The 24,911-nt window shown below is 71.9% G+C and carries 24 protein-coding genes and 1 pseudogene; 8 read left to right on the plus strand and 17 right to left on the minus strand.

Annotated features, from left to right (window positions below):
- Positions 1-4: 4 nt before the first annotated feature.
- The 4 genes from tsaD (at position 5) to OV079_RS37620 (ending at position 3,698) form a co-directional block, all read left to right on the plus strand.
- Positions 5-1,051, plus strand: a complete 1,047-nt coding sequence (gene tsaD, locus OV079_RS37605) for a tRNA (adenosine(37)-N6)-threonylcarbamoyltransferase complex transferase subunit TsaD (protein WP_267774426.1) — start codon at positions 5-7, stop codon at positions 1,049-1,051.
- A gap of 234 nt (positions 1,052-1,285) precedes the next feature.
- Positions 1,286-2,284, plus strand: a complete 999-nt coding sequence (gene rsmA / locus OV079_RS37610; RefSeq protein ID WP_267774427.1) for a 16S rRNA (adenine(1518)-N(6)/adenine(1519)-N(6))-dimethyltransferase RsmA — start codon at positions 1,286-1,288, stop codon at positions 2,282-2,284.
- On the plus strand, positions 2,197-3,006 hold the full coding sequence (mutM, locus tag OV079_RS37615; protein ID WP_267778746.1) for a bifunctional DNA-formamidopyrimidine glycosylase/DNA-(apurinic or apyrimidinic site) lyase: 810 nt from the start codon (positions 2,197-2,199) through the stop codon (positions 3,004-3,006). The genes rsmA and mutM overlap by 88 nt, the downstream gene beginning before the upstream one ends.
- A 77-nt stretch (positions 3,007-3,083) precedes the next feature.
- A complete protein-coding gene (locus OV079_RS37620) occupies positions 3,084-3,698 on the plus strand; it encodes an RNA polymerase sigma factor (protein WP_267774428.1) in 615 nt (204 codons plus the stop codon).
- A 118-nt stretch (positions 3,699-3,816) separates the two neighbouring features.
- Here the strand turns inward: OV079_RS37620 and OV079_RS37625 are convergent, their stop codons facing one another.
- From OV079_RS37625 to OV079_RS37645, 5 genes and pseudogenes are all read right to left on the minus strand, one after another.
- A complete protein-coding gene (locus OV079_RS37625; RefSeq protein WP_267774429.1) occupies positions 3,817-4,491 on the minus strand; it encodes a ribonuclease H family protein in 675 nt (224 codons plus the stop codon).
- Between the two features lie 600 nt (positions 4,492-5,091).
- Positions 5,092-8,142, minus strand: coding sequence for a dynamin family protein (locus tag OV079_RS37630; protein WP_267774430.1), 3,051 nt, complete (start codon positions 8,140-8,142; stop codon positions 5,092-5,094).
- Positions 8,139-9,212 (minus strand): hypothetical protein, encoded by a 1,074-nt coding sequence (locus tag OV079_RS37635; RefSeq protein WP_267774431.1) that lies wholly within the window; start codon positions 9,210-9,212, stop codon positions 8,139-8,141. Before OV079_RS37635 ends, OV079_RS37630 begins: the two co-directional genes overlap by 4 nt.
- A gap of 263 nt (positions 9,213-9,475) precedes the next feature.
- Positions 9,476-9,982 (minus strand): annotated as a pseudogene (locus OV079_RS59275) (dynamin family protein); the annotation flags it as partial.
- Positions 9,982-10,977 (minus strand): M48 family metalloprotease, encoded by a 996-nt coding sequence (locus OV079_RS37645; RefSeq protein ID WP_267774433.1) that lies wholly within the window; start codon positions 10,975-10,977, stop codon positions 9,982-9,984. The pseudogene OV079_RS59275 and the gene OV079_RS37645, both read right to left, overlap by 1 nt.
- A 50-nt stretch (positions 10,978-11,027) precedes the next feature.
- Between OV079_RS37645 and OV079_RS37650 the strand changes: the two genes are divergently transcribed.
- Entirely contained in the window at positions 11,028-12,788 is a 1,761-nt protein-coding gene (locus OV079_RS37650) for a tetratricopeptide repeat protein (protein WP_267774434.1), read from the plus strand.
- Between the two features lie 418 nt (positions 12,789-13,206).
- Here OV079_RS37650 and OV079_RS37655 read toward each other — a convergent pair whose 3' ends face one another.
- From OV079_RS37655 to dnaX, 7 genes are all read right to left on the minus strand, one after another.
- Positions 13,207-14,052, minus strand: a complete 846-nt coding sequence (locus OV079_RS37655) for a hypothetical protein (RefSeq protein ID WP_267774435.1) — start codon at positions 14,050-14,052, stop codon at positions 13,207-13,209.
- Between the two features lie 321 nt (positions 14,053-14,373).
- Positions 14,374-14,961 carry a GTP-binding protein gene (locus tag OV079_RS37660; protein WP_267706392.1) on the minus strand — a complete coding sequence of 196 codons (588 nt, stop codon included), beginning with the start codon at positions 14,959-14,961 and terminating at the stop codon, positions 14,374-14,376.
- 9 nt (positions 14,962-14,970) lie between these two features.
- Positions 14,971-15,426, minus strand: a complete 456-nt coding sequence (locus tag OV079_RS37665) for a roadblock/LC7 domain-containing protein (protein ID WP_420829569.1) — start codon at positions 15,424-15,426, stop codon at positions 14,971-14,973.
- A 294-nt stretch (positions 15,427-15,720) separates the two neighbouring features.
- Complete coding sequence (gene recR / locus OV079_RS37670) at positions 15,721-16,326, minus strand: recombination mediator RecR (protein WP_096329031.1); 606 nt, start codon at positions 16,324-16,326, stop codon at positions 15,721-15,723.
- Complete coding sequence (locus tag OV079_RS37675; protein ID WP_224197196.1) at positions 16,323-16,649, minus strand: YbaB/EbfC family nucleoid-associated protein; 327 nt, start codon at positions 16,647-16,649, stop codon at positions 16,323-16,325. The genes recR and OV079_RS37675 overlap by 4 nt, the downstream gene beginning before the upstream one ends.
- A 12-nt stretch (positions 16,650-16,661) precedes the next feature.
- On the minus strand, positions 16,662-17,099 hold the full coding sequence (locus OV079_RS37680) for a hypothetical protein (RefSeq protein WP_267774436.1): 438 nt from the start codon (positions 17,097-17,099) through the stop codon (positions 16,662-16,664).
- Positions 17,100-17,341: 242 nt separating this feature from the next.
- Entirely contained in the window at positions 17,342-18,898 is a 1,557-nt protein-coding gene (gene dnaX / locus OV079_RS37685; RefSeq protein WP_267774437.1) for a DNA polymerase III subunit gamma/tau, read from the minus strand.
- Between the two features lie 74 nt (positions 18,899-18,972).
- On the opposite strand from dnaX, the gene OV079_RS37690 reads away from it, so the two are divergent.
- The 3 genes from OV079_RS37690 (at position 18,973) to OV079_RS37700 (ending at position 20,768) form a co-directional block, all read left to right on the plus strand.
- A complete protein-coding gene (locus OV079_RS37690; protein ID WP_267774438.1) occupies positions 18,973-19,824 on the plus strand; it encodes a class I SAM-dependent methyltransferase in 852 nt (283 codons plus the stop codon).
- A gap of 135 nt (positions 19,825-19,959) precedes the next feature.
- A complete protein-coding gene (locus OV079_RS37695) occupies positions 19,960-20,190 on the plus strand; it encodes a hypothetical protein (protein ID WP_267774439.1) in 231 nt (76 codons plus the stop codon).
- On the plus strand, positions 20,187-20,768 hold the full coding sequence (locus OV079_RS37700) for a HEAT repeat domain-containing protein (RefSeq protein WP_267774440.1): 582 nt from the start codon (positions 20,187-20,189) through the stop codon (positions 20,766-20,768). The genes OV079_RS37695 and OV079_RS37700 overlap by 4 nt, the downstream gene beginning before the upstream one ends.
- 31 nt (positions 20,769-20,799) lie before the next feature.
- Here the strand turns inward: OV079_RS37700 and OV079_RS37705 are convergent, their stop codons facing one another.
- Genes OV079_RS37705 through OV079_RS56545 form a run of 5 tightly spaced genes read right to left on the minus strand, consistent with a single transcriptional unit; the run spans position 20,800 to position 24,733 of the window.
- Positions 20,800-21,363 carry a hypothetical protein gene (locus OV079_RS37705; protein WP_267774441.1) on the minus strand — a complete coding sequence of 188 codons (564 nt, stop codon included), beginning with the start codon at positions 21,361-21,363 and terminating at the stop codon, positions 20,800-20,802.
- Positions 21,291-22,013, minus strand: a complete 723-nt coding sequence (locus tag OV079_RS37710; protein WP_267774442.1) for a hypothetical protein — start codon at positions 22,011-22,013, stop codon at positions 21,291-21,293. The genes OV079_RS37705 and OV079_RS37710 overlap by 73 nt, the downstream gene beginning before the upstream one ends.
- A 25-nt stretch (positions 22,014-22,038) precedes the next feature.
- On the minus strand, positions 22,039-22,722 hold the full coding sequence (locus tag OV079_RS37715; protein WP_267774443.1) for a TylF/MycF/NovP-related O-methyltransferase: 684 nt from the start codon (positions 22,720-22,722) through the stop codon (positions 22,039-22,041).
- Complete coding sequence (locus tag OV079_RS37720; RefSeq protein ID WP_267774444.1) at positions 22,722-23,591, minus strand: glycosyltransferase family 2 protein; 870 nt, start codon at positions 23,589-23,591, stop codon at positions 22,722-22,724. The genes OV079_RS37715 and OV079_RS37720 overlap by 1 nt, the downstream gene beginning before the upstream one ends.
- A complete protein-coding gene (locus OV079_RS56545) occupies positions 23,588-24,733 on the minus strand; it encodes an O-antigen ligase family protein (RefSeq protein ID WP_267774445.1) in 1,146 nt (381 codons plus the stop codon). Before OV079_RS56545 ends, OV079_RS37720 begins: the two co-directional genes overlap by 4 nt.
- Positions 24,734-24,911: the final 178 nt, after the last annotated feature.

The raw sequence follows: 24,911 nt of genomic DNA on the forward strand, positions 1-24,911 counted from the left end.
GTCGATGGCCGCTCCTCGCATCCTCGCGCTCGAATCGTCGTGTGACGAGACGGCCTGCGCCGTGGTCGAGGGGTTGTTCGTGCGCGCGAGCGTGGTGGCGTCGCAGGTCGAGCTGCACGCGCAGTTCGGCGGCGTGGTGCCGAAGCTGGCGAGTCGGCATCACCTGACCGCGGCGGTGCCGGTGGTCCGCGAGGCGCTGGCGCGCGCGGGGGTCGGCTTCGAGTGGTTCGACGCGATCGGGGTGACCGAGGGCCCGGGGCTGGTCGGCGCGCTGCTGGTGGCGGTGCAGCTGGCTCGTGGCCTGTCCCTTGCGACAGGTCTGCCGCTGGTCGGGGTGCATCACATGGAAGGTCACCTGGTGTCGCCGTTCCTCGGCGACGCCGACTCGCCGCCCGCCGAGTTCGCGCCGCACCTGGCGCTGTCGGTGTCGGGCGGGCACAGCGAGCTGGTCCACGTGCAGGCGCTGGGGCGCTACGAGGTGCTGGGCAGCACCCGCGACGACGCGGCCGGCGAGGCGTTCGACAAGGCGGCGAAGCTGCTCGGGCTCGGTTACCCGGGCGGGCCGGTGATCGATCGCCTGGCGGCCGAGGGCGATCCGAACGCGGTGCCGTTCCCGCGGGCGATGCTGGGGTCGCGCGAGAACCTCGAGTTCTCGTTCTCGGGGCTCAAGACGGCGGTCGCGGTGTACGTCGACCAACACGGGCAGCCGTCGTCGCGGCAGGCGCTGGCCGACGTGTGCGCGTCGTTCCAGGCGGCCGTGGTGTCGGTGCTGGTGGCGAAGCTCCGCGTGGCACGACGACGCGTGGGGACGTCGCTGGTGACGATCGTCGGCGGGGTGTCGGCGAACAGCGGGCTGCGAGCGGCGCTCGCGGAGGCAGCCGCGCGCGACGGCTTCACGCTGCGCGCGCCGCCGCTGCGCTACTGCGGCGACAACGCGGCGATGATCGGCGGAGCGGCGGCGCTGCGCCGGGCAGCCGGGCTCCGCCGCGAGCCACCGGTCGAGGTCTATGCGAGCCTGGCGCTCGACGAGGGGCGGGCACGCGATGGCTGAGCTGACCTCTAGGACAGGTTTAGAGACCTGTCTGAAGGGACAGGTTGGTGAGCGATCCGTGAAGGTCGCGCGGAGCGGCGAGGCGAGGTTGCGAAGATGTCCGCAGGGACAGGTCGAGGGGCGAGCCGTGAAGGTCGGGCGGAGCGGCGCGGCGAATTCGAGAAGATGTCCGCAGGGACAGGTCGATGAGCGAGCCGTGAAGGTCGCGCGGAGCGGCGAGGCGAGGTTGCGAAGATGTCCGCAGGGACAGGTCGAGGGGCGGGCATGACGATCGATTCACCGGGAGCGCTGCTCCGCCGCTACGGCCTGCACGCGCGTCACAGCGGGGCAGAATTCTTGATCGCGCCCGAGGTCCACGCGGCGATCGCGGTGGCGAGCGGGGCGCGGCCGGGGCGGCGGGTCATCGAGATCGGCGCAGGTCTTGGGACGCTGACGGACCGCCTGCTGGGGACGGGGGCGGAGGTGTGGGCGATCGAGCGTGACCGCGATCTGTGCGCGGTGCTGCGAGCAGAGCTCGGCGAGCGGCCGAACTTCACGCTGCACGAGGCGGACGCGGTGCGCTTCGACTACGCGGCGGCGATCGCCGGGCAGGCCGAGCCGGTGGCGATCGTCGGCAACCTGCCGTACCAGCTGACGGGTCCGCTGCTGTTCGCGCTGCTCGAGCAGGCGCCGACGGGCGGGCCGTGGGTGGTGATGGTGCAGAAGGAGGTCGCCGACCGGCTGTGCGCGCGGCCTGGCGAGGACGATTACGGCGGGGTGACCGCGGTGCTGTCGCGGGTGCGGACAATCGCGCGGGTGCGCAACGTGCCGCGAGGCTGCTTCCTGCCGGCGCCGCGGGTCGATTCGGCGGTGATCCGCCTCGACGCCCGACCGGAGCCGCTCGGGGCGGTGGCCGACGAGGCGGGGCTGCGGCACCTGGTGCGCACTGCGTTCCAGCAGCGACGCAAGGTGCTGGTCAACTCGCTGGCCGCGCTCGGGAGCCGGGCGGAGGCGCAGGCGTGGTGCGCGGCGGCGGGGATCGATCCGGGGGTGCGGCCGGAGACGCTGGGGCCGGAACAATTCGCGGCGCTGCAGCGCGCGAGAGGCGGCCGGTGCCGGAGCTGCCTGAGGTCGAGTCGGTCCGCCGCGGACTGCAGGCCGCGCAGCTGCGCGCGCCGGTGGTCGAGGTGTGGCGCAGCGCGTTCAAGCTGCGGGTCGGCAAGAGCTGGGCGGAGGAGAATCTCGCCTGCCTGAAAGACAATGTCCCGAAGGACATCCGGCGGCGCGGCAAGTACATCGTGTGGGAGTTCGCGGGCCCGGGCGGGGAGACGAACGGGCTGGTGATCCACCTGGGGATGAGCGGCCGCTGCGGGGTGACGACTGCGGCGCAGCCGAAGGTGACGCACACCCACTTCGCGCTGCGCATGGCCGACGATCGCGAGGTGCGGCTGGTCGATCCGCGGCGCTTCGGCGGGCTGCGGGCGGGGCCGCTGGCCAAGCTGATGGCGAGCGAGCCGCTCGGGGCGCTGGGGCCCGAACCGCTGGAGCGCGGGTTCGGCGGGGCGGTGCTGGCCGAGCGCCTCGGGTCGTCGCGCCGGCCGATCCGCGACGCGCTGCTCGACCAGGAGGCGATCGCCGGGCTCGGCAATATCTACGCGGTCGAAGCGCTGTTCGCGGCCGGGATCTTCCCCCTCGTAGAAGCGCAGCGACTGCACGCAAGCGCGTGGGAGCGACTCGCGGGGACGATCGTGACGGTGCTGCAGCGGGGGATCGACAACGGCGGGACGACGCTCAAGGACTTCCGCAACGTCGAGGGCGAGGTGGGCCGCAATCAGGACGACCTGCGCGTCTACGGGCGGGCCGACGAAGCCTGCCCGCGCTGCGGGGCGAAGCTGGTCGGGTTCGTGTCGGGCGGGCGCAGCGGGGCGTATTGCCCGCGCTGCCAGCCGCGACCCCGCACGCGCCAGGTCCGCTGAGCCGCTCGCGGCGGTTCTGGCCTGAGTCTTGCCAGAGCGCTGGCGGTGGGCGCACACTGAGGGCCGCCATCGAAGGCATGGACGACCCGCACCGCAACGGCCGCCCGCCCGAGCCGCGCAGCGACGAGGCGCTGATGCTGAGCTTCCGCGACGGCGACGCGCGGGCGTTCGAAGAGCTGGTCGCGCGCCACCGCCGCGGGCTGTTCAACTTCCTGCTGCGCAGCGTGCAGAACCGCAGCCGCGCCGAAGAGCTGCTGCAGGAGGTGTTCCTCCGGGTGGTGCGCTCGAAGGACCGCTACGAGCGCACGGCCAAGCTGACGACCTGGCTGTACACGATCGCCCGCAACCTCTGCGTCGACGAGAGCCGCCGCGCGAAGTTCCGCCGCACGACGTCGCTCGACACGCCGCGCCGCGGGGTCGACGACGAGGGCCCGGCGATGGTCGAGACCGTCGCGGCGGACGACGTGCCCACCGACGATCGCGCCGCCGCCCCGCAGATCCGCCAGCGGATCGCCCGCGCCATCGACCTGCTGCCCGAAGACCAGCGCGAGGTGTTTTTGATGCGCCAGATCAACGGGCTCTCTTTCAAAGAGATCGGCGACATCGTCGGCGCGCCCGAGAACACGGTCAAGAGCCGCATGCGCTACGCGCTCGAGAAGCTGCGGCAAGATCTGGCCGACTTCAACGTTTGATGTCGCGAGGACATGTCCCTCGCGACAGTCTTTGTAGAGCATGCGTGAATGGACATGTCCTTCGTGACATGGCTTCACGAGCATGTCACGAGAGACCTACGCGAAGAGACAGCCGGAGTCAGTCCGCCATGAGCGAGAGCTGATCGCCGGCGTCGACCTTCTCGGCGCCCCAGCTCTTGCGGGCCTCGGGCGGGAGGCGGGCGTGGACCTTGTTGTAGGCGTCGAGGAAGCGGCGGGTCGCCTTGTTGAGGTAGCCGCCGCCGGCGATCGGGCCGAAGTCGGCGGCGTAGCGGGCGGCGATGGCGGAGAAGGCCTCGTCGCGGGCGTGCTTGGCGACGATCGAGGCGGCGGCGACGGCGACGTGGGCCGACTCGCCCTTGTCGACGGCGCACAGTCGGGGGTAGCTGCGCTGGAGGGGCGTGAAGATCCGGCAGCCGTCAGCGATGATGTGGGCGTCCTCGGGGGTGCCGGCGTCGGCGAGCAGCCTGAGCGCGGTCTGCTGCTCGAGCACGTTGAGCTGGCCGCGGAAGGTGTGCTCGTCGATGACGTCGACGTGGATCTCGACGCACACGCACACGCGCGCGAGCCGGCGGATCTCGACGGTCAAGCTGGCCCGAAGTTCCTGTGCCTTGGGACCTGCCCCGAAACGCTTGCTGTCCTGCACGCCGAGGCCGCGGAGCTCGGTGGCGGCGGCGGCGTCGAGTGCCACCAGCGCGAGGGTCATGGGGCCGAGGATCGGGCCGCGACCGGCCTCATCGAGGCCCCAGGCGGGCCAGGTGTGTTCAAGGCTCATGGGCTCGAGGCCGGACAATAGCGCATCGCCGCGCGCGTGGAACAGGGCAGACCCGAGGGGACGGGGTGCCTGCGGGGGCGGCAAAGATGTAGACAGGCTCAGCTGGAGGCGAGAACGCGAACCGGAGGCAAGTTGCGGGCGGCGCGCGGCGCAGGCTCTCATCGCCGCGCGGTCGGCGGCGATGCCCCGACTGGGCGAGGGGTGGATGACTCGAAGGTCGCGTTCGGGTGTTCGTGGCCCAAGAGCAGACACCGGCGAGAGTGACTCGCGGGTCGCGCTCACGAGGTGACTTGTTCGTGGCCCGAGAAGAGAGGCGCGCTGGTGAGGGCGGCCGGAGGTCGCGCTCATGAGGCGACTTGTTCGCGGCCGAGAAGAGAGGCGCGCTGGTGAGGGCGACTCGAAGGTCGCGCTCATGAGGCGACTTGTTCGAGGTCCGAGAAGAGAGGCGCGCCGGTGAGGGCGGCTCGAAGGCCGCGCTCATGAGGCGACTTGTTCGAGGTCCGAGAAGAGAGGCGCGCTGGTGAGGGCGGCTCGGAGGTCGCGATCCGGAGCCGCGCGCCGAAGGTCAGGTGACGCGCGGTCCGGGGATTGGCTCGAGGCTCAGGGGGCGACTTGTTCGAGGCCCGAGAGCAGCGCGTCGACGCCGGCGAGGGTCGTGGCGCGGAGGCGCAGGGCTTCGGCGCTCGGGGCCGAGGCGGTGCGGTGCTGCATCTGCGCGATGCTCTGGCGGATCGCCCGGACCTGGCCGCGGATGAACTTGCGCCAGCTCGCGGCGACCGGGGCGAGCGCGCTGCGGTAGCGCTCGCGCAGGGCCGCCTCGCCCTTGGCGACGCCGTGGCCGTGCTCGTGGATCAGCGAGGCGATGAAGCCGGAAGACTCGAGGCTGTCGAGGTAGCCCTGGGCCCACGGGACCAGGCGGGCGGCGAGGATGTCGGAGAAGGCGTCGGAGTCTGGCTCTTGGGACAGCTCGCCGAGGTCGGCCTGGAGGGCGCGCAGGATGCTGTCCCGAAGGACAGCCGTCAGGTAGGTGACGTCTTGCTCGGTGACGAGGATCTTGCCGCCCGCGCCGGCCCGGAGGACGCCGAGGGCGAGGCACTCGCGGGTGAGCAGGTCGTCGAGGGCGAGGAGCTGGCCGTAGACCTTGTCGCCCAGCGCGACGAGGCGCGCCTCGAGGTGGGTGGGGTCGGAGCCGACGGGGCCGGTCTGGCTGGCACGGATCTCGAGGCCGGCGATCGCCTCGCGGACGGCGGCGCCGGTGCGGGCGAGCGCGTCGCCGAGGCGGCGGGCGGCGAGCGAGCGCTTGAGCTCGCGGGCGTGGGCGAGGAAGTGTTTTTCGAGCGCGTCCTCGACGGCGCGGAACGGGTCGTCGTGGCGCGCCTCGGGGTCGGCCGAGCCGGTGCGCAGCTCGAGCGCATCGCTCGCGCACACCGGGATGATGTCGAGCAGGACGTCGCCGAATTGCTGCTTGAGGTAGTCGGTGAGCTCGGCGCGCTCCTCCGGGTCGAGGGTGTCGACCTTGTTGAGCACACCGAGGACCTGGCGACCGTCGGCGCGCATGCTCTTGAGCACGCCCGCCTCCGAGGCCGCGCCGCCGCGCGTGGCCGAGAAGATCCAGATGATCGCGTCGGCCTCGTCGACGAACTCGCGGGCGACCCGCTCGTGGAAGCCGTCGAGCGCGTTGAGGCCCGGCGTGTCGACCACCGCCGCCTCACCCATGCGCGCCGAGGTGCGCTCGATCTCCATGTGCCGCACCCGGCTCGCCGCCACGTCGTCGAGGCCGCGCAGGAAGGTGTGGACCTCGCCGCGCGCGACGGTGCTGATGCTGCCGTCGCGGTAGTGGACGCGCGCGCCGCCGGTCGGGCCGCGGCGGAAGAAGTTGATCGTGGTGGTGGTCGGCAGCACGCCCATCGGCGCGACGACCTCGCCGAGCAGCGCGTTGACGAAGGTGCTCTTGCCCGACGAGAACTCGCCCATCACCGCGATCGTCAGCGGCCGGGCCAGGCGCTCGCGCGCCGCGATCACGCCGCTGAGCGCGTCGGCGACGCCGGTGATCGGGACGCCGAGGACGCGGCTCGGGATCGCCGCGAGCAACGCGGTGGCGGCGGCGAGCAGGTCTTCGAGGCGGTTGCTCTGCAGTGGTTGCGCGAGCTGAGCGAGGAGGGCCCGGGCCCGCGTGTGCTCGGGCGACTCGGTGAGGACCTCGACCAGGTACTCCTGCGCGGCCTCGTGGAGGTTGACGGGTTGGCTGTCCCCGGGGACATGGCTCTTGAGGCAGAACTCGGCGGAGGCCAGGGCCCGCTGGCCGCGCAGGACGCCGAGGCGCTGGCTGGCGTCGCGGAGGGGGAGATCTCGTCGGGGCCGAACGGACCGCCGAGGTCGGGCTGACTGCGGAAGCGCGGCGGCGGACCGGGGAGGAAGTCTTCGCCGGCGCGCTCGTCGTTGTCTTGCAGGCGCCGGCGGGCGTTGACGAGCCGCAGCTCCTCGGGGGCAGATGCGGCCCCGTCCTGCAGGCGCCGGCGGATCAGCGCGACTGTCCCATCGGACAGGAGATCGGCCCGCAGGGCGACGTGGGCCAGCTCCTGGAGGTGCCGCTCCTGCCGCTCGCCGGCAGCCGAGGCGGCGGCGTCGACGAGGGCGTCGAGCACGCTCGCGCGGATCGAGGGGTTCGCGTCGCAGCCGCCGACGGGCCAGGCCGCGACCTCGCACAGGGCCCACAACCGCTTGCGCCGCGGGCTCTGCGGGTCTTGCTGGAGGTGGCGGAGGGCGAGCGCGCGCGCCTCGGACCCTGTCCCGAGGAGCAGGTGAATGCGGACGAGGTGCTCCTCCCACTCGGGGCGAGCGGGGAGCTTCGCGCGCACGGCCTCGGCGCCGACGCGATCTCCCTTGGCCGCGAGGGCCACCGAGAGGTAAGCGCGCGGCGGCGGTGCCCTGTTCGACCTCGGCGGCGGTGTTGCCGAGGTCGGCCTCGCCGGTGAGCCAGGCGATCGCCTCGTCGAGGTGATCCTCGGCGAGCAGCAGCTGCGCGCCCTCGCGGATCAGCAGCGCGCGCAGCGGACCACGTGTCCCTTCGGGCAGGCGCGCGCGGGCCCGCTGGAACTCGAGCAGGCCGCGCTCGAAGCGACCGCGCCGGACCTGCAGCAGGGTGGTGAGGAGGTTGAGGAGGAAGCGGGCGTCGTGGAGCGCCGGCTCGGCGGCGTCCTCGACCAGCTTGCGGCCGCGCCGGAGCTGGTCGAGCGCGGGGTCGAACTCGTCGCGCAGGAGCAGGCGCGTGGCCTCGGCCAGAGTCTCGGGCAGGGCCCGCTCGCCGCGCTTGTTCGGCGGCTCGGCGAGCTCGAGCAGGACGCTCAGGTGCGCGTTGCCGGTGAGGACCTGGGCGACGCGGGTGATCGCCAGGGCGAGCTTGAGGTGGGCGTCGCCGGGGCGCTGCATCAGCGGTTCGCGCAGGCGCGTGGCGGCGCCGGCGTAGTCGCCGGTGAGGCTGAGCTCGCGGGCCTGGGAGATCGCGCGGGCCACCTCCTCGGGCGGGCCTTGCTGGGTGACCTCGCTGAGGATCGTACCCATGCGCTTGGCCCACCCGCCGAGGGCGGAGCCCATCGAGCGCAGCGGGTTCTTGTCTTCGTCCTTCGGCTTGCGGGTGTCGTCGCTGCTCATCGCGCTTGCTCGGGGGCGATCGGGACCGCGGCGATCTGGGCGCGAAGGTCGGCGAGCCGGGGCTCGAGCGCGCGGAGCTCGGCGGCCGCGGTCTTGCGCGCCTCGCTGGCTGAAGAGACAGGTTGTAGGACGGGCTCGCTCGCGGGCGGCGTCGGCGTTGGTGTCGGATCGGCGGGCGGCAACGCGGCGTGCTCGTCGAGGTCGAGCACGCGCTGCAGCAGCGACTGCAGCTGATCGCCGAGCTGACCGTGGGCGAGCACGAGGATCTCCTCGAGCGTGGCGACATGGTCGTCGACGGCGCGGACCAGCGCCGACTCGAGCTCGCCGAACGCGGTGGCCAGCGCCGAGGGGACGCTCTCGCGCGCGGCGGTGCGGACCTCGCGGACGGAGCGCTCGCGCAGGACCATGGTGGCCAGCGGGGCGGCGACCGTCATCACCAGGCCGGTGACGATGTTGCCGAAGTACATCACCGCGGTGCCGGCGATGCCGACGGCGAGCGTGCCGGCCTCGACGAACACCGAGGGCGGGCGGATGTGGATGACCGGGCCGCGCAGGCCGAGGCTGAGCATCGCGGTGGCGAGGCGGCGCTGCGCCTGCTCGCCGCAGGTCTGCATGACCTCGCGCGTGAGGCCCTCGAGCGCGAGGCGCAGCCGCTCGGCCTCGCTGTAGACGAAGTGCATGAGCGCGTCCTGCGAGGCGCTCGGCAGCAGCTCGGCGGTGATGCGCAGGTCGGCGCGCTCGAGCTGCTTGAAGATCGCCTCCTCGAGCTCGCCGCGGAAGTTGGCCAGGTGCTCGCGCGTGCGGGCGACGATCTCGGCGCGGCGGGTGGCGATGGTGGCGCGCTGCTGCTCGACGTCGAGCTGCTGCTCGATGAAGGCCTTGCGCACGGCCTCGAGCTCGTCGCGCACGGCCGCGTGCTCGAGCCGCAGGGCGCGGGCCAGGGTGGCGGCGTGGTGGGCGAGCAGGTCGGCGTTGCGCAGCAAGTAAGTGCGGGCGCGCGGCGGCGACAGGTCGCGGGTCTTTCCGGCGAGCTGCTTGAGGCGCTCGCGCAGGCGCAGCACCTCGCGCACGCCGAGGTGTCCTTGGCCGGGTCCTTGGCGGCGGTGCGCGCGTCGGTCTGGAAGATCTCGAGCGGGCCCGGGATCATGCTCGCGAGCTGGGCCTCGATGTGCGAGAGGACCGCCGGGCGCTCGGCCTCGGGGATCAGGTCGACGCGGTTGAGCGCGAGGAGCAAGGTGGCGCCGCTGTCACCGAGACCGCCCACGGCGATCAAGGCGTCGCGCAGGAAGGCGAGCTCGGTGCGCTTGAGCACCTGCGTGGCGTCGAGGACGAGCAACAGCGCGTCGCCGCGGGGCAGCTCGCCGCGGCTGATGAGGGTGCGCAGACGGAGGATGTCGTTGATGCCGGGCGTGTCGATCAGCTCGAGCTCGGGCGGGAGCTGCTCGCTGGTGGTGGTGACGACCAGCGAACCCTCGATCGGCGACTTGCCGCGCGCGAGCTCGGCGAAGCGCTCGGGTGCGAGGATCTCGGAGCCGGCGGCGCCGTGCAAGCGGCGCTCGGTGGTGTCGCCGCGGACCAGCTGGACCACCGCGCCGGTGGTCGGCGTGACGCCGGTGGGCAGCAGCGCCTCGCCGAGGAGCGCGTTGATCAGGGTGCTCTTGCCCTGCTTGATCTCCCCGAGCACGAGCACGCGCAAGCGCGACTCGGTGAGGCGACGCGTGGTCTCCTCGAGGACCTGGGCGCCGAGGCGCGGCAGGCCGAGTTGGTCCGCGGCCTGGCGCAGGCCATCGGCGAGGTGGAGGAGGGCGGAGGAAACGGAGTCCGTAGGAGAGCTCGTCATTACAGGAGCCTCAGTCGCGTGGTGAGGCGCTGATCACAGCGCGCGAGCGGCCAGGCGTCGGCCGGGACCTCGGCGGCGGGAGCGTCCGCCGGCTGCGCAGCGGCGCTGGTCGCCTCGCCGGCCTCGAGCGCCGCGACGATCTCCTCGGGCGAGGCTTGTTCGCGGCGGTGGCGTTGTTGCGAGCGAATGCGCGCGACGACGCGGCTGCGCTCGAACTCCCGCAGGGCGCGCTCGCGCTCGGATCGCGGCGAGAAGCTGGGGAGCCAGTCAGGCTGCGGGCGGCCGCGCCGGTCGAGCGCCTGCAAGGCGGGTTCGAGCTCGCCCGCGGCGAGCAGGCCGGCGCGGTCGGCCGAGAAAACGGCGACCTGACTCCACGAGCGCAGCGCGGCGCGGACGAGGCCGTGCGTGACGCGGTCGCGCGCACTCATGAGGTGTGCCATGAAGAGGCCGCCGTGGCCGCATTGCAGGTGAGCGAGGCCCTGCGCGAGGAAGAAGGCGCGCACGGCCGGGGCCTCGGTCTGCAGGCGGTCGTGGTCGAGGACGAGCCACGCGTCGCCGCCGCGAGAGTTGGCGAGCGGCGCCACGAGCGGCCACATGCCCGAGGCGCGACCCTTCGCAGAGACGAAGCGGATGCCGGGTAAGCCGGCGTGGAGGAGCTCGGCGATCTGGATGAGCTCTTGCAGAATCGGGAGACTCTCGGCACCTTCGGGGTACTGTAGGTCCCCCGCGGTCATCAGCGTCGTCGCATGTGTACTCCACCGCAACTCGAGCGCGCGCATGGCGGTTTGAGCCGCCAACGAGTGGCTGAGCCACTGGAAGCGGCGAAGGTCGACGCCGTAGGCGTAGGTGGCGCGGGCGAGGTCCTGCTCGTAGCCGCGGAGCTGACGGCGCTGGACGAAGCGGCCGAGGTCGAGTGGGGAGCTCACCGGAGCGATTCTAGCAGGCGTGCCACGCGATCTGTCGCCGGTCCGGCCGAAAAGCCGGAGCGGGCGCAACCAGCTTGCAGGCCTGCGCCGATCTAGGTATGCCCGGCTGCGGATAACTCATGGCAGGTCCCAAACACAGCGAGCTCCCGGCCGTCGTGGTCCCGCAGCACCTCTGGCTGCGGAGCCCCCGCCCCGTCCAGGGGAAGGTCGTGCAGTGGGCCGTGCCCGGGGTGCTGATCCTGGTCGGGCTGCTGATGTCGACGACCGCGCTGCGGGTCAGCTTCGTGCTCGCGGGCTTCGGTGTGTTCCTGCTGCTGCCGGGCCTGGTGACCAGCCGGCTCGAGGCGCTCGGCCGCGAGGTCCTGGCCGCCGATCGCTCCCGCGCCAGCGAGCTCATCACGGAGTTGCCCGAGCGGCCGATCGTCCGCCTGTTCGCGCCGGCCGGCTGGCGCTCGCTGCAGCTCGCGCTGCTCAACCTCAAGCTGGGCGACGGTCACGCGGCCGCGGCCGGCTTCGCCGAGACGGCCGAGCTGTGTGGCCAGCCCGAGGCGGTGATGCTGATCAGCGCGCAGGCCCACGCGCACGTGCTCGCCGGCGAGCGCACCAAGGCCCGCGAGCTGCTGCAGAAGCTGACGACGGCCAACTTGCTCGGCCCGCGCGACCAGCTCGACCTCGGCATCGTCCTGCTGATCGAGAGCAAGAAGTTCAAGCAGGCCCTGAGCTACATCGAGAACGCGCGCAAGACGATCGGCGAGCACCCGCGCGTCGTCGCCGCGCAGGCGCTCGCGCTGCAGAAGCTCGAGCGCATCGACGAGGCGTCGGTGCTGCTCGAGCAGGTGCAGATCGCGACCAAGGACGCGACGAACGACTCGGTCGCCGACGACCTGATCAAGCGCGCCCGCAAGGGGCTGCAGGACTACCTCGAGGCGCAGCTCCGTCGCGAGCGTCGCGCTCGTTCGCGGCGCACGACGATCGTGGTGTCGAGCGAGGCCGCAGCCAGCGAGATCGTGTCGGGCGAGATCGGCAGCGGCGGCGAGCCGACGGCCAGCGAGACCAACGAGGCGCGCTCCGAGGCCGCCGAGCCGACGCGGAGGTTCGGGCCGGTCGAGACGCCGACGCCGGCCCCCGTCGCTGCGCCGCCGAAGCCGGCCGCGCCGATCGAGCGCGACCCCGACGCGCCGCGCCAGGGCCTCGAGATCGATCTGTTCTCGACGCCGCACACGTCGGCGCCGCCGCTGTCGGAGCTGCTCAAGGACAGGAACAGCGACGACTCGAAGCCTCGCATCGACTCGGTCGCCGCGGCGCTGTCGTCCGAGGTGCCCGCGAGTCCGGCCCCGCCGCCGAGCCTCATCGTGCCCGACATCGGTCATACGCCGCTGCCGGTCGCGCCGCCCGTCATCGGGGCGCCGCGCGTCGGCGGGACGATGCCGTTCACGCCGGGCCCCGCTCCCGAGGGGAAGGCCGCGGCCCCGGCCGCTCCGCCGCCGGCTCCGACCCCGCGGGCGACGTCGCTTTTCATGCCCGGACCGGTGACGCCGCCCGTAGCGACGCCGGCCGCGACGCCGCCGGAGGCCAAGCCCGACAGCGACGCGCCGACGATGCGTCGGCGTCAGACGCTGCTCGGCGTGCTGCCGACGAACGAGCCGAGCAAGCCGCCGGCCCCGAGCTTGCCGTCGCTCAACAACGTCGGCGCACCGCCGCCGCCGCAAGGCGCACCGTTCGCGCCGGCGATGCCGCGGACGGGGCTGCCCACGCGCGGCACGACGCGGCTCGACTTGCCGGCGATCGGCTCGCCGCCGCCGCAGAACCCCGCCGGCCCCGCGCCGGTGTTCCGGGCGCCGCCGAAGCCGGGGCAGAAGAACGACGAGAAGAAGGGGTAGCCCGTCGCGCCGCGGCTGCCGGCGTCGGCTCCCTCGGACATCTCGAGCGGGCGGCAGCTCCTCGCTACGACACATGTCGAGCAGGCGGCAGCTCCCCGCTACGACACATGTCGAGCAGGCGGCAGCTCCCCGCTACGACACATGTCGAGCCGGCGTCGGCTCCCCGCGGACATCTCGAGCGGGCGGCAGCTCCTCGTGTCGATACATGTCGAGCAGACGGCAGCTCTTCGAGGCAACGCACCGCGGACTGCCGACGTGCGTCGCCGGCCTCGCGCACGCGGTCGAGGCTGGGCGCGTGCGGGGCCGAAGAGAAGGGGTCGCTCGTCGGCACGTGCGTGGCCCGAGCCGTCGATCTTCGAATGCACGAAGGGCCATGTCGCAAGCGACATGGCCCTTTCGACATGCGCGAGAAGTCAGCTCAGCGGATGCCGGCCAGCGGGTCGTCGGTCGACTCGATCTTGGTGGCCTTGTCTTCCTTCTTCTTCTTCGGCTCCGTGGAAGACGGCGGGGCGCTGCTGCTGCCGCCGCCACTGCCGCCGCCGGTGCGGCGATCGGTCTCTTTGATCTGGGCGCCGTGGGTCGCGTCGATCTCGCCGCCCTTGGCGGTGCGCGGGCCCTGCGTGTCGGGCGGGACCTCGCCGCTCTTGATCACCTTGACCTCGGTGGGCGCGGCCGGCGGGGGCGCCTCTTCGGCGGGCTTGCGGCCCAGGGCGAAGTAGGCACCGGCGCCGCCGAGCACGAGGACGAGGCCGATGATGATGCCGATCTTGCTGCCCGAGCCGCTGCTCTCGCCGTCGTCGCCGGAGTCGAACGAGGCGGCGGGCGTGGAGGCGAACGCCGGGGAGGACGCGAACGCGGGGCTCTCGGCGGGCGGCGAGCTGAACGGCGCGGCCGGGGGCACCTCGCCGAAGGGCGAGACGGGAGCCGCGCTGAACGGTGCGGCTGCGGGCGGCGAGCTGAACGGGGCCGCGGCGGGGGCGGCAGGACGGGCGGGAGCGGCACGAACGGGCTCGGGCTCCGGTGCCGCGTCGTCGAGGTCGTCGCCGGCGTCTTCGGCGTCGTCACCACCGTCCTGAGCGGCGACGGCTTCGAGTTCGGCGTACAGCGCCCGGATCTTCACCTCGAGGCGCTCGACGGCCTGCGTGTGCATGCGGAGCGTGGCGGGATCGCTGGCGGTCTCCAGCGCGTCCTCGTGCTTCTTCCGCTCCTCTTCGAGGCTCTCGAGCCGCGCGAGGGACTCCTGAATCCATTCTTCCGTGGCCATGATGGGGCTTCCGCTTCGGTCAGGCGGCTCGCGCGAGGCAGCGCGGACCACTCGAGGGGATAATACACAGCGTTAGAGGCGCTCCAACTGAATAATTCCGGGCTCTCGCGGCCGTAAGGCGGGGAACGCGTCGACCGAGCGGCCGGTGTGTCACGGCCGGGAGCGTCGTCCCATGCAGTCGCGGCCTCGCGGCTGTGACTTTAATCTCCACGCGGGCGCGACCACGCGACGGGCGCCGGCGGACTGCACGAGGCTGTCGCAAGAGACCTGTCCGATCCAACATGTCCGGACGTACAGAAAGCGAGCTGCGCTCGCAGGGCGCTAGGTGCCCTTGCGCAGCTCGGCGAGCACTTGCTTGGCGAGCGCCTTGAGCGTGTCGAACACGCCCTGACCGTTCGGTGCGATGGCCTCGAACTCGGGGACGCGAGTCGGGTTGAGCGCGGCGGACAGCTCCTCGATCGACATCGCGTTCGGGAGGTCGCGCTTGTTGTACTGCATCACGTACGGCAGCTTGTCGAGGTCGTAGCCCTGCTCCTGCAGGTTGATGCGCAGGTTCTCGAGGCTCTCGATGTTCGCGTCGTAACGGGCGTCCTGCGAGTCGGCGACGAAGCACACGCCGTCGACGCCCTTGAGGATCAGCTTGCGGCTCGCGTCGTAGAACACCTGGCCCGGGACGGTGTACAGGTGGAAGCGCGTCTTGAAGCCCCGGATCTCGCCGAGGCTGAGGGGCAGGAAGTCGAAGAACAAGGTCCGCTCGGTCTCGGTGGCGAGCGAGATCATCTTGCCCTTCGCCTCCGGACGCGTCTTGTTGTAGATGTACTGCAGGTTCGTCGTCTTGCCGCAGAGTCCAGGCCCGTAATAGACGAGCTTGCAGTTGATCTCGCGCGAACTGTAGTTGATGAACGACATCGGTTCTCGCTAGTCGTTGAACAGGTTGTCGATGTCCTGGTCGGTGATCTCCGCGAACGGGGCCGACTGCGTGGGCACCTTCTTGGCCAGAGCCTCGAAGATCGGCACGAGCTCGTCCTGGGCCTTCTTGACGCGGAGACGGACCAGTCCCTGCGTCGTGTTCTTGTCGAACAGCACGACAAGGATGATCCGCCGGCCCACCAGCGACATGTGGATCGACATGCCCTTGCCCTCGTGGAACTGGGCGGTGAACTCGTCCTCGCGCAACAGCTGAGCGATGCCACCGGTCGCCGCGACGTTGCCGGCCACCAGTGAGCTCAACGAGGTCGTATCGAGGGCGGCGCTGTCGCCCGCGGCTGCGACGAGCTGTCCGTTCTTGTCGATGAGGAGAATCGTTCTCGCTCGCGAGTCCTGATGGAGCCGCTCAGCGATCGCTTGGATCTGCTTCTGCTCCTCTTCATACATCACGAGCTGGGGATTCAGCGGGTTCAAGGGTGAGACTCCTGAGGCTCGACGTGGGGACCCGGACCTATGTCCATGGGCGCCAAAACCGTAACAAAGTCATTCGGGCAAGTCCATCACGGATGGCAGCCTCGAGCGAATGCCGGCGCAACACCTCTCCAGGGCCATGGCCCGACGTTCAGGGTCACGCGAGCGCGCGGCGCTCTGTCCGCGTGACGCGGCCATGGCGCGCGTGGGCATCGAGACCCCGACCCGGACCGCGTCCTCGCGACGAGTCGTTCCGCGCGCCCTCGGGCCCTACAGCGCGCGGCGATCCGCGAGCGCCCGATTCAAGGTGTTCATGTCGGCGTACTCGAGCTCTCCGCCGACGGCGACCCCGCTGGCGATCCGCGACACCTGCACCCCCAGCGGGCGCAGCAGCTTCGCCAGATACACCGCGGTGGCGTCGCCCTCGACGTTGGGGCTCGTGGCGACGATGACCTCGCGGACGCTGTCACCCTGCAGGCGCCGCAGCAGCTCCTTGACCCGCAGCTCGTCGGGCCCGACGCCGCCGAGCGGGTCGAGTACCCCGTGCAACACGTGGTAAAGCCCGTGATAGGCGCCGGTGCGCTCGATGGCCATCCGGTCCTGCGGCTGCGCGACGACGCAGATGATGCCGTGGTCGCGGCGCCGGTCCCGGCAACGCTCGCAGGTGCCGCCGGTACACAGGTCGAAGCAGACCTCGCACAGCCCGAGCTGACGATGGACCCCGGCGATCGCGTCGGCCAGCGCCGCCACGTAGTCGCCGTCGGCCTTGACCAGCGACAGCGCCAGGCGCATCGCGGTCTTCTCGCCGATCCCGGGCAAGCGGGTCAGCAGCGCCGCCAGGCGCTGCAGGGGGTTCTGCGCGTCGTCGCCGGTCACAGCCCAGGGAAACCGCCAGGGCCCATCATCCCCGGGGGAATCAGGTTGCCGACCCGCTGCTGCTGCAGCGACTTGGCCTTGTCGAGCGCGTTGTTGACCGCGGCGACGATGAGGTCCTGCACCATCTCCCGGTCCTCGGTCATCGCCGCCGGGGCGAGTTCGATGCTGATGAGCCGCTGGGTCCCCGACGCCTTGGCCTTCACCAGGCCGCTGCCCGCGCTGCCCTCGACAACCTCGTGATCGAGGTTCTGCTGCATGCTCTCAAGCTGCTGGCGCAAAACCTGCGCCTGCCGCATCATCGCTCCGAGGTCAAACTCGCTCATGATGGGTTCATCCTACTCGGAAAGCGTCCGGGCACAGGTCCAAGGCTCGGGGGCCCGTCGCGTGCGCCATTCTGCGCCCGGGTTGCTCACTAGCCTGCGGCGCGACCAGCGGCCGGACCCCCTGAGCTGACCCTCGAATTGGGCCAGGAGCGCCTGGATCTGGGGGTGCGTGCGGGCTTCCTGCAGCACCTCGGCCTGGAGCGCTTCCTGGCGCTGGCGCTCGATCTGGCGCAGCGACGGCGTGTCCGGCAGCACCGGCTCGCCCTCGATCAGCTCGAGGCGGAACGGCATCCCCATGTGCAGATGCAGCGCCTCGTCGATCTGGCCGCGGTGCTTCTGGAGCATGTCGCGGTAATAGTTGCTGCCGATCAGGCGGACGACCCCTTCGCCCACCCCGAGCAGCCCGAATTCGGCCAGGAGGGCGAAGATCGCCATCTCCTCGCGGCGCATTCGATTGCAGTCCTCCCAGGCGGTGAACGGCGGCAGCGTGGCCCAGGCGATCGCTCCGGTGCCGGGCGCTTCCCGCGGGGTGCCCGGGCAGACGGCGCAGGCCTCGGCCGCCGGCGTTGCCGAAGCCGGCGGAGCGGCAGGGGCGGGGGCCGCGAACGAGGCTGGGCCCGGCGGCGGCGAGAAGGAACTCGGAGCCGGCGGCGGCGAGAAGGAACTCGGAGCCGGTGGCGGCGAGAAGGAACTCAAGGTTGGCGGCGCCGGGGAACTCGAGCTGGCGGCGGCGAGAAGCTATTGGGAGGCGGCGGCGAGAAGGCCGGCGGCCCGGGCGGAGTGAACGGCGCCGGGGTCGCCTCGGGACGCCTTGGCGGGGTCGGGGCTGACGAGCGGGCGGCCTCTCGCGGCGGGTCGGGCTGGCGTGGCGGTGAGCTTGCCGGCTGCGGCGGGGGGCTGGCCGATTGCGGCGGAGCGCCCGAAGCGCTCGTGGGCGGCCTCAGATTCGCGAGGAACGTGTCGATATCCGCCGCGGGGGCGCTGGCGCGCTGAGGCGGCCGCGCGGGAAAGTCCGGGGTCGGGCGCTGAGGTCGAGACGCCTCACCCCCACCGCGCGGTGCCGAACCTCCCGGATTGAAGCCGCCGCTGTTGCCGCCGGGGCCCGGAGCAGAGATCTGCTCCAGGCGATCGATGAGATCGCCGAGCGGCATGAGCGGCTCGGTGTGGACCAGGTCCAGGAGGCCCATCTCGAGCACGAGCCGCGGCACGCGCGTGCGCTGCAGGGCGTCGACGACCCGGGTGAAGCGGTCGAACAGCTGCGACAGCGCGGTCGCGTCGACGCCCGCGGCCTGACGCGTGAGGTGCTCGAACTCCTGGTCTGAGGCGTCGAGCAGCACGTCGCGACTGCCGGTCAGCTTGACGACCGTGAGGTCGCGGAGGTGCTTGAGCAGCTCCAGCGCGAGGGCCAGGAGATCTTGCCCGGAGGTGAAGATCTCGTCGAAGCGCCGCAGGGTCAGGGTGGCGTCGCGGGCCAGGATCGCCTCGACCAGGCCGGCGACCGCGAGCGTGCTCGGGACGCCGAGCACGACCCGGACCTCCTCGGCGCTGATCTTGCCCGTGTCGCTGGCGAACGCGATGACCTTGTCGAGCAGCGTCAGCGAGTCACGCACCGAGCCGTCGCCGGCGCGAGCGACGGTGTAGAGGCCGGCCTCCTCGACGCTCACGCCCTCGCGGGCGAGGATCGACTTGAGGTGGCCGACGAGCTGCGCGCTCGAAAGCCGGCGGAAGTCGAAGCGCGACACTCGCGACAGGATCGTCGCCGGCAGCTCGTGGACCTCGGTGGTGGCGAAGATGAAGGTGACGTGCGGCGGCGGCTCCTCGAGCGTCTTCAACAGGGCGTTGAAGGCCGAGCCGGTCAGCATGTGCACCTCGTCGATGATGTAGATCTTTCGCCGGGCGGTCTGCGGCAGGTAGCGGACCTGCTCGCGGATGTTGCGAACGTCTTCGACGCGGTTGTTGCTGGCGCCGTCGATCTCGATGACGTCGACCGAGCGGCCCTCGGTGACCGCGACGCACTCGCTGCACTCGTTGCAGGGGTCGATCGTCGGGCCCTTCACGCACACCAGGCACTTGGCGAGGAGCCGCGCGGCGGTGGTCTTGCCGAGGCCGCGCGCGCCGCAGAACAAATAGGCGTGGTGGACCCGGTCGTGGGCGATCGCGTTCGCCAGCGTGCGCGTCACGTGCTCCTGGCCGACGAGGTCGGCGAAGCGCTGCGGGCGGTACTTGCGGGCGAGGACGACGTAGGCCACGGGGTTCGAACCCTAGCACGGCGGGGGCGCCGGCGGGCTGGCGAGCCTCCGCCGCCCGTGTTAATCAGGAGGGCGTGAACTCGGCGGCTCGCCCGTGCCCGGCCTGCGACGGCCCTCACGCCGACTTCGCGTTCCGCGTCCGCGACTTCGACCACGCCCGCTGCCGCCGCTGCGGCACGGTGTTCGTCACGCCGCTGCCCGACCCGCAGGCGCTCGAGACCCTCTACCTCGCGCCCGACTACCACGGCAGCGCCGTGGGCCAGGAGCAGCGCATGCGGGCCGAGGGCGACGCGCGCGCCGCCATCCTCCGCCGCTTCGGCGTGCGCTCGGTGCTCGAGGTCGGCTGCGGCCCCGGCCACTTCCTCGACGCCTGCCGCGACCTCGGCCTGCAGGTCGAGGGCGTCGACCGCGCTCGCACGGCCGAGGGCCCGCGCCGCCGCGGCCACACCGTCCACGACGTGTGGTTCTCCGACTTCGGCCCGCCCGCGCCGCGCTTCGACGCCGTGGCGCTGTGGGAGGTCGTGGAGCACGTGGCTGACCCAAAGGACATCTTGTTTCAGGCCCGCAAGTGGCTGCGCCCCGGCGGCTTCCTCGCCCTGTCGACGCCGTCGAGCTCGGGCCTGCCGGCGCGCGCGCTCGGGCCTCGCTTCCCGATGGTCATCCCGCCCGACCACCTGTCGCTGTTCAGCCGCCGCGGCCTGCAGACCTTGCTCGGCGCCGCCGACTTCGACCCGGTGCGCTGGACCAGCTTCTCCGGCCTCGACCGCGCGGCCCTCAGCCGCGGCTTCCAGCGCTTCGTCCTCGGCAGCTCGCTGCCCGCCCGCGCCGTGTCCGCCGGCCTCGCCCTGGCCGCCGAGCCGGTCGCCCGCCTGGTGGACCGCGCCGGCCTCGGCACCGGCTTCGAGGTCTACGCGGTCGCGCGCTGAGCAGCGGCTGCGCTGCGCTGCAAATCAGCGCCGGTCGTCGCGGGCGACCTCGACAGCCGCATGCACTGCACCGCGAATCAGGCCTGTGTGACAGCGCGGATGTCTTCGACGCAGCCGCCGTGCGATGCTCCGCGCGTGCCCGAGCCGACCCTCTCGACGCTGCTGGCCGCCCTCGGAGGCCTCGACGCCGCGAGCACCATCGCCGCCTACTGCGCGCACGGCCCCGCCAGCGTCCGCGAGTTCCTCGCCGCGCTCCTGACCGAGAACCGCCTCACCACGGCCAGGGGCTCCAGCCGCCGCGCGATCGAGAGCGAGGCCCACGCGTGCCTGATGCAGCTCGCCGAGCACCACCCGCAAACATTTTGAGTGAAGTCCGCGAGCAACCGGCGACCCTCGATCGGGCCGAGGTCGTCGGCGCGCTCGCCAAGATTCCCGGCCCGGACGCGGCCGAGCTGCTGATCGCCGCGCTCGGCCATCGCAAGGGCACGATCCGCTGGCACGCTCTCTACGCGTTGCTCTCGCGTGGCCAGGTCGAGGTCGCTCCGCGACTGGCGAAGTTGCTGCTCGACCGCGACGGCGCAGTGCGTGAGACCGCCGTCGAGGGTCTGCGCCGCTGGGGGACCGCCGACGATCTGCCCGCGCTCGTCGCCTACGCCGCCCGCGTCGCCACGCACGGCCGCAACGCCCCGCTCGATGCGATCGAGACGATCTGCACTCGCACCCATCGACCGCTGCCGTCTGCTCATCCGGGCCCGCGCCTCGAGATCGTGAAGGTCCGCGGCCAGGTCACGATCGAGGTCCCCCGGAGCGCACTCCTCTCCATCGGCGATCCGCTGGGCACCGTCGACGGCGCGCCGCTCCTCGCTCCGTGCGACAGCGTCTTCATCGCCGCGGATCGCGACCCCGAGCACACCCGCGTGACGCTGCGACGCCTCGTGCCCTGAGCGACCGGGCATCCCGTCCCCGGAAGAGAAGTCACTCGCCCTTGCGTCGAGGGCCGCGCCACCACGCGCCGAGCTGCACGACCTCGGCGAAGGCCAGCCCGATCGGCGACGCGATCAGCCCCACGAGCCCGGCACCGAACCCGAGGATCAGCGCTCGACCCGCGATCCCTCCGAGGTCCCAGGCCAGCAGCCCGCGTGGGTCGGCGGCCACCTGCGACTGCCGGCCGATCGTGTTGGCCAGGCGCAGCCCGGCGAACGGCGCGCTCCACAAGATCAGCACCCCCGTCTGCGCCGACACGTCCCAGCCGATCGCCCGGTCGATCACTGCCGCGGCGGGCGCCCACGCGAACAGCAGGCCCACCGCCGTGACCGCTACGGCACCGGCCACCCCGCCGAGCACCGCCCAGCGCCGCAGCGCCGCGTGGGCGCGCGCGGGATCGCCGGCCGAGGCCCGCAGCGCCACCACGGTCGCCGCCGCCGACGGCACCATGATCGCGGCGTTGACGAACAGATAGGCGTAGTTCAACCGCGCGAACCCGCCGACGGCGAACAGGTGCGACAGCGCCGCGTCGAGCAGCCCGAGGTTGGCGTACACCAGGGCGTCGACCAGCAGCGCGGTCGTCCTCCGGGTGTCTCATGGGGCATGTCCTTCGTCTCATGTCCTCCGGGACAGCGAGCCGCCGGCCACACCCCGACCACCCCGACCGCCAGCCCCGCCACCAGCCCGAGCGAGGGTCCGAGGGCCCCGCCCGGCAGCAGCGTCGCCCCGGCGATCGTCCCCAACGGGATGCCCCACTCGAGCGCGAAGCCGCGGCGCTCCCGTCCGGCCCGCTCGGCCAGGGCCCGCAGCGCCGAGCCGTGGACCGCCAGGCCCACGCCGAGCGCGAACACCCACACGGTGGGGTCCGCCCACGCGCGCGGCCCGACGATCGCCAGCAGCGCGGCCACGCCGACCACGGCCATCGCCAGGCTGACCCATCGTTCCTGTCGCAAGAGCACTGTCCCGAGGACCTCGCGGGGTGCGGGGATCCACCGCGACCGGTAGAGCGACAGGCCGACCATGCGCGCCGCCGAGATCGCGACCAGGCCGCGGAAGAACAGGTCGGCCGCGCCGCTGGCCCGCAGCTCACGGGCGATCAAGAACTCGCGGGTGGCCCCGAGCAGCAGCGTCACGACCGACAGCCCGGCCATCCACACGAACGCCGACGCGTGCCCGCGCGGGGTCTGCTGTCGCGCCTCGCTCACCGCGCGTCACTCGCCCGGTCGCCCACTACCGCACCCTCTCGAAGGCCACGCGCGCGAGGATCCGGTCGCAGCCGACCAGGCGGAAGCCCCACTCGGGATGGGTCGCCCAGAATTCTTCGAACGCGCGCAGCTCGTGGTTGCGGTCGGCGAACTCATCGAAGAGCAGATATGTCCCGACGGACATGTGCGGCTCCATCGCCTGCAGCGCCGTGCGCGTCGAGCTGTAGAGGTCGGCGTCGAAGTGCAGCACCAGCCGCTCGTGCGGCGGCACCACGAACTCGGGCAGCGTCGCGTCGAACCAGCCCTTGACGAACGACACCCGCCCGTCGCTCACCACCGGCGCCGCGCCCCCGGTCGCGAACGTGCCCTTGCGGTCGATCGCCGTCCAGTCCTCGGGCAGGCCCTCGAAGCTGTCGAAGCCGACGAAGCGGCAGCCTGTCCCCGGGAGCAGCTCGGCCCAGCGCGCGATCGACTCGCCGCGGTGGACGCCGAACTCGAGGTAGAGCACCTGCGCCGCCCCCAGCTCGCGCGCGATCTGCTCGTAAATCTCGAACCGATGCCCCGCGCGGCGCGACGTGTCGAACCCACGGGCCGCCATCCACCGCCCGACCTCGACGTAGTTGATCGTCGCGTTGAGCCTGTGAACTGTCCGCGAGGACAGGCGCGCGCCGACCCGCGTCAGCAGCTCTTTGAAAAAGCGCGCCGCCACTACGCGTCCTCCCCGCCCCAGCGGGGCGCGAACTCCTCGTCGAGCTTGCCGGCGCGGCGCAGCAGCTCCTCGTGGATCAGCAGGTCGATCAGCATCGGGTACCACAGCGCGTGCATGCCGGCGTGGAGGACCCCGGGGATCCCGTCGCGCCAGGCGCCGAGGCCGATCGCCCGGCTGAAGTTGATGAAGGGCCGCACGAACAGCGGCAGCTTGTTGTAGATCCGCCGCAGCACCGCCACGCGGCCGGCCTTGGTGCGCAGGTGCAGCTCGGCCAGCCGCTGCTGCTGGCTCAGGCCGTCGACGTAGACCCTGGCCTCGCGGGCCGCGTAGCCGACGTGCTTGCGGAACAGCTCGGACATCGGCTTGGCGTCGCGGTGGATCATGCGCGCCTTGAGCAGGGTGACCCGCAGGTCCTTGTCGTCGACGCGCTCGTTGATCCCGCGGCTGAAGCGGGCCACCGTCGGCCGCATCAGCCGCAGCATCATCGCGTGGGTGAACTCGCCGTGCTTGAGCTTGCGCCCGAGGATGCGCACGTCCCAGCGGACGTACGCGCCGTCGAGGTCGTCGCGCCGGATCGTCGCCTGCACCTCGTCCCACAGCGCCGGCGTGAACTCCTCGTCGGCGTCGAGGAAGTAGATCCACTCGAAGCGGTCCTGGACCTGCTCGAGCGCCCAGTTGCGCTGCTTCGAGTAGTCCTCGAACTTGTGGACCACGAACTCGGCCCCGTACTCGCGCGCGACCGCCTCGGTGCGGTCGACCGAGTGCGAGTCGACGATCAGCACCGGGCAGCGGCCCGCGATCGACGCCAGCGCCTTCGGCAGGTTGAGCTCCTCGTCACGCGTGAGGATGACGACGGCGAACGGTGTCATGAGCGGGCCCTCGGGACATGTTGTTGCAGCGCCGGCGAGCCGCCCACCTGGGCTCGCGCCGGCAGCGAGACCTGCAGCGCCGCGCCGACCACGATGCCGACCATCGGCACCAGGATGTAGCTCTTGTACGACGCGGCCGTGACCACGTACAGCATCACCGCCACCGCGCCCGAGAAGATCGTCGCGCGCAGGTGCACCGGCGTGCGCATCGCCTGCCGCGCCAGCGAGAACACCGGCAGGGCGAACAGCGCCGAGCCGAACAGCCCGAACTTCCACAGGTGGTACGCGACCATGTTGTGCACGTAACTCGCATGATGGCCGTCGACCTCGAGTTCCGCGCCCAGACCCGCGCCGAAGATCGGGTTCTCGGCGAAGATGTGCAGGCACTCCTCGATCTCCCGCACCCGCGCGTCCACCGTGCCCTGCTGCCCCAGGCGCAGGTACGTCACCGCGAAGTCCGACAGCACCGTGGCGAACACCACCGCCGCCAGCACCCCGAGCCCGACCACCAGCGCGCCCTTCCGCGGCGAGCGGATCGACAGGCTCGTCAGCCACCCGAGCGCCATGCCGAGGACCATGCCGCGGCTCACGGTGGCGATCACCACGACTACCAGCACCGCGCGCGAGAGCGAGCAGACCCGCCGCAGCGACCGGCTCTGCACGAAGTGCAGCAGGAACGTGGCGCAGAACAGCCCGACCAGGGGGTGCCCGATCGCCATCTTAAAGTAGTTGTAGACCGACCGGTAACGGCTGAGGTCCCACGTCGGCATCAGGTACAGCGACGCCAGGCCGTCGACCACCGCGACCAGCAGGATCGCCGCGAACAGCCACCGCGGCCGACTCGCGGCCCGCCCGGCGCACAGGCCGAGGGCGAACAGCAGGTACGAGAGGGCGTCTTCCAGCGACTGCCCGAGCGAGTTGCCGCCGATCGTGCCGACCGCGAGCCCGACGATCAGCGCCAGCACCCACGGCAGCAGCAGGGTGACCTGCGCTCTGGCCGCGGACGAGCGCAGGAAGCCGCCGAAGCCCGCCAGGGTCACGAGCAGCAGGTACATCGTGATCAGGATGGTCAGGCCCTGCGGGAAGGGCGGCAGGGCCAGGGTCAGGACCATGGCGGCCGCGGCGAAGACCGTCGTGAACACCCGGTCCTCACGCTACCACGCCGACCCCGCCGGACGCCGACCTCTGCCGCGCGTGAGGGTCACGGGCATGGCGCCGAGGCCGAGCCTGTCAAATTTTCGACAAATCCGGCGAGGCCGCAAAAAGCCGCGAATCTCCGGCGATGGGCCGAACTTCCGAGTCTGTATCGGACCTCACACT

This window comes from Nannocystis pusilla (assembly GCF_026626665.1).
Classification (GTDB): Bacteria; Myxococcota_A; Polyangia; order Nannocystales; family Nannocystaceae; genus Nannocystis; species Nannocystis pusilla.

Bases quoted from the DNA above. Each gene is read 5' to 3' on its own strand.
- tsaD (WP_267774426.1), top strand. From the start codon at position 5: ATGGCCGCTCCTCGCATCCTCGCGCTCGAATCGTCGTGTGACGAGACG.
- rsmA (WP_267774427.1), top strand. From the start codon at position 1,286: ATGTCCGCAGGGACAGGTCGAGGGGCGGGCATGACGATCGATTCACCG.
- OV079_RS37620 (WP_267774428.1), top strand. From the start codon at position 3,084: ATGGACGACCCGCACCGCAACGGCCGCCCGCCCGAGCCGCGCAGCGAC.
- OV079_RS37625 (WP_267774429.1), bottom strand. From the start codon at position 4,491: ATGAGCCTTGAACACACCTGGCCCGCCTGGGGCCTCGATGAGGCCGGT.
- OV079_RS37630 (WP_267774430.1), bottom strand. From the start codon at position 8,142: ATGAGCAGCGACGACACCCGCAAGCCGAAGGACGAAGACAAGAACCCG.
- OV079_RS37650 (WP_267774434.1), top strand. From the start codon at position 11,028: ATGGCAGGTCCCAAACACAGCGAGCTCCCGGCCGTCGTGGTCCCGCAG.
- OV079_RS37655 (WP_267774435.1), bottom strand. From the start codon at position 14,052: ATGGCCACGGAAGAATGGATTCAGGAGTCCCTCGCGCGGCTCGAGAGC.
- OV079_RS37660 (WP_267706392.1), bottom strand. From the start codon at position 14,961: ATGTCGTTCATCAACTACAGTTCGCGCGAGATCAACTGCAAGCTCGTC.
- OV079_RS37665 (WP_420829569.1), bottom strand. From the start codon at position 15,426: ATGTATGAAGAGGAGCAGAAGCAGATCCAAGCGATCGCTGAGCGGCTC.
- OV079_RS37675 (WP_224197196.1), bottom strand. From the start codon at position 16,649: ATGAGCGAGTTTGACCTCGGAGCGATGATGCGGCAGGCGCAGGTTTTG.
- OV079_RS37680 (WP_267774436.1), bottom strand. From the start codon at position 17,099: ATGCGCCGCGAGGAGATGGCGATCTTCGCCCTCCTGGCCGAATTCGGG.
- OV079_RS37720 (WP_267774444.1), bottom strand. From the start codon at position 23,591: ATGACACCGTTCGCCGTCGTCATCCTCACGCGTGACGAGGAGCTCAAC.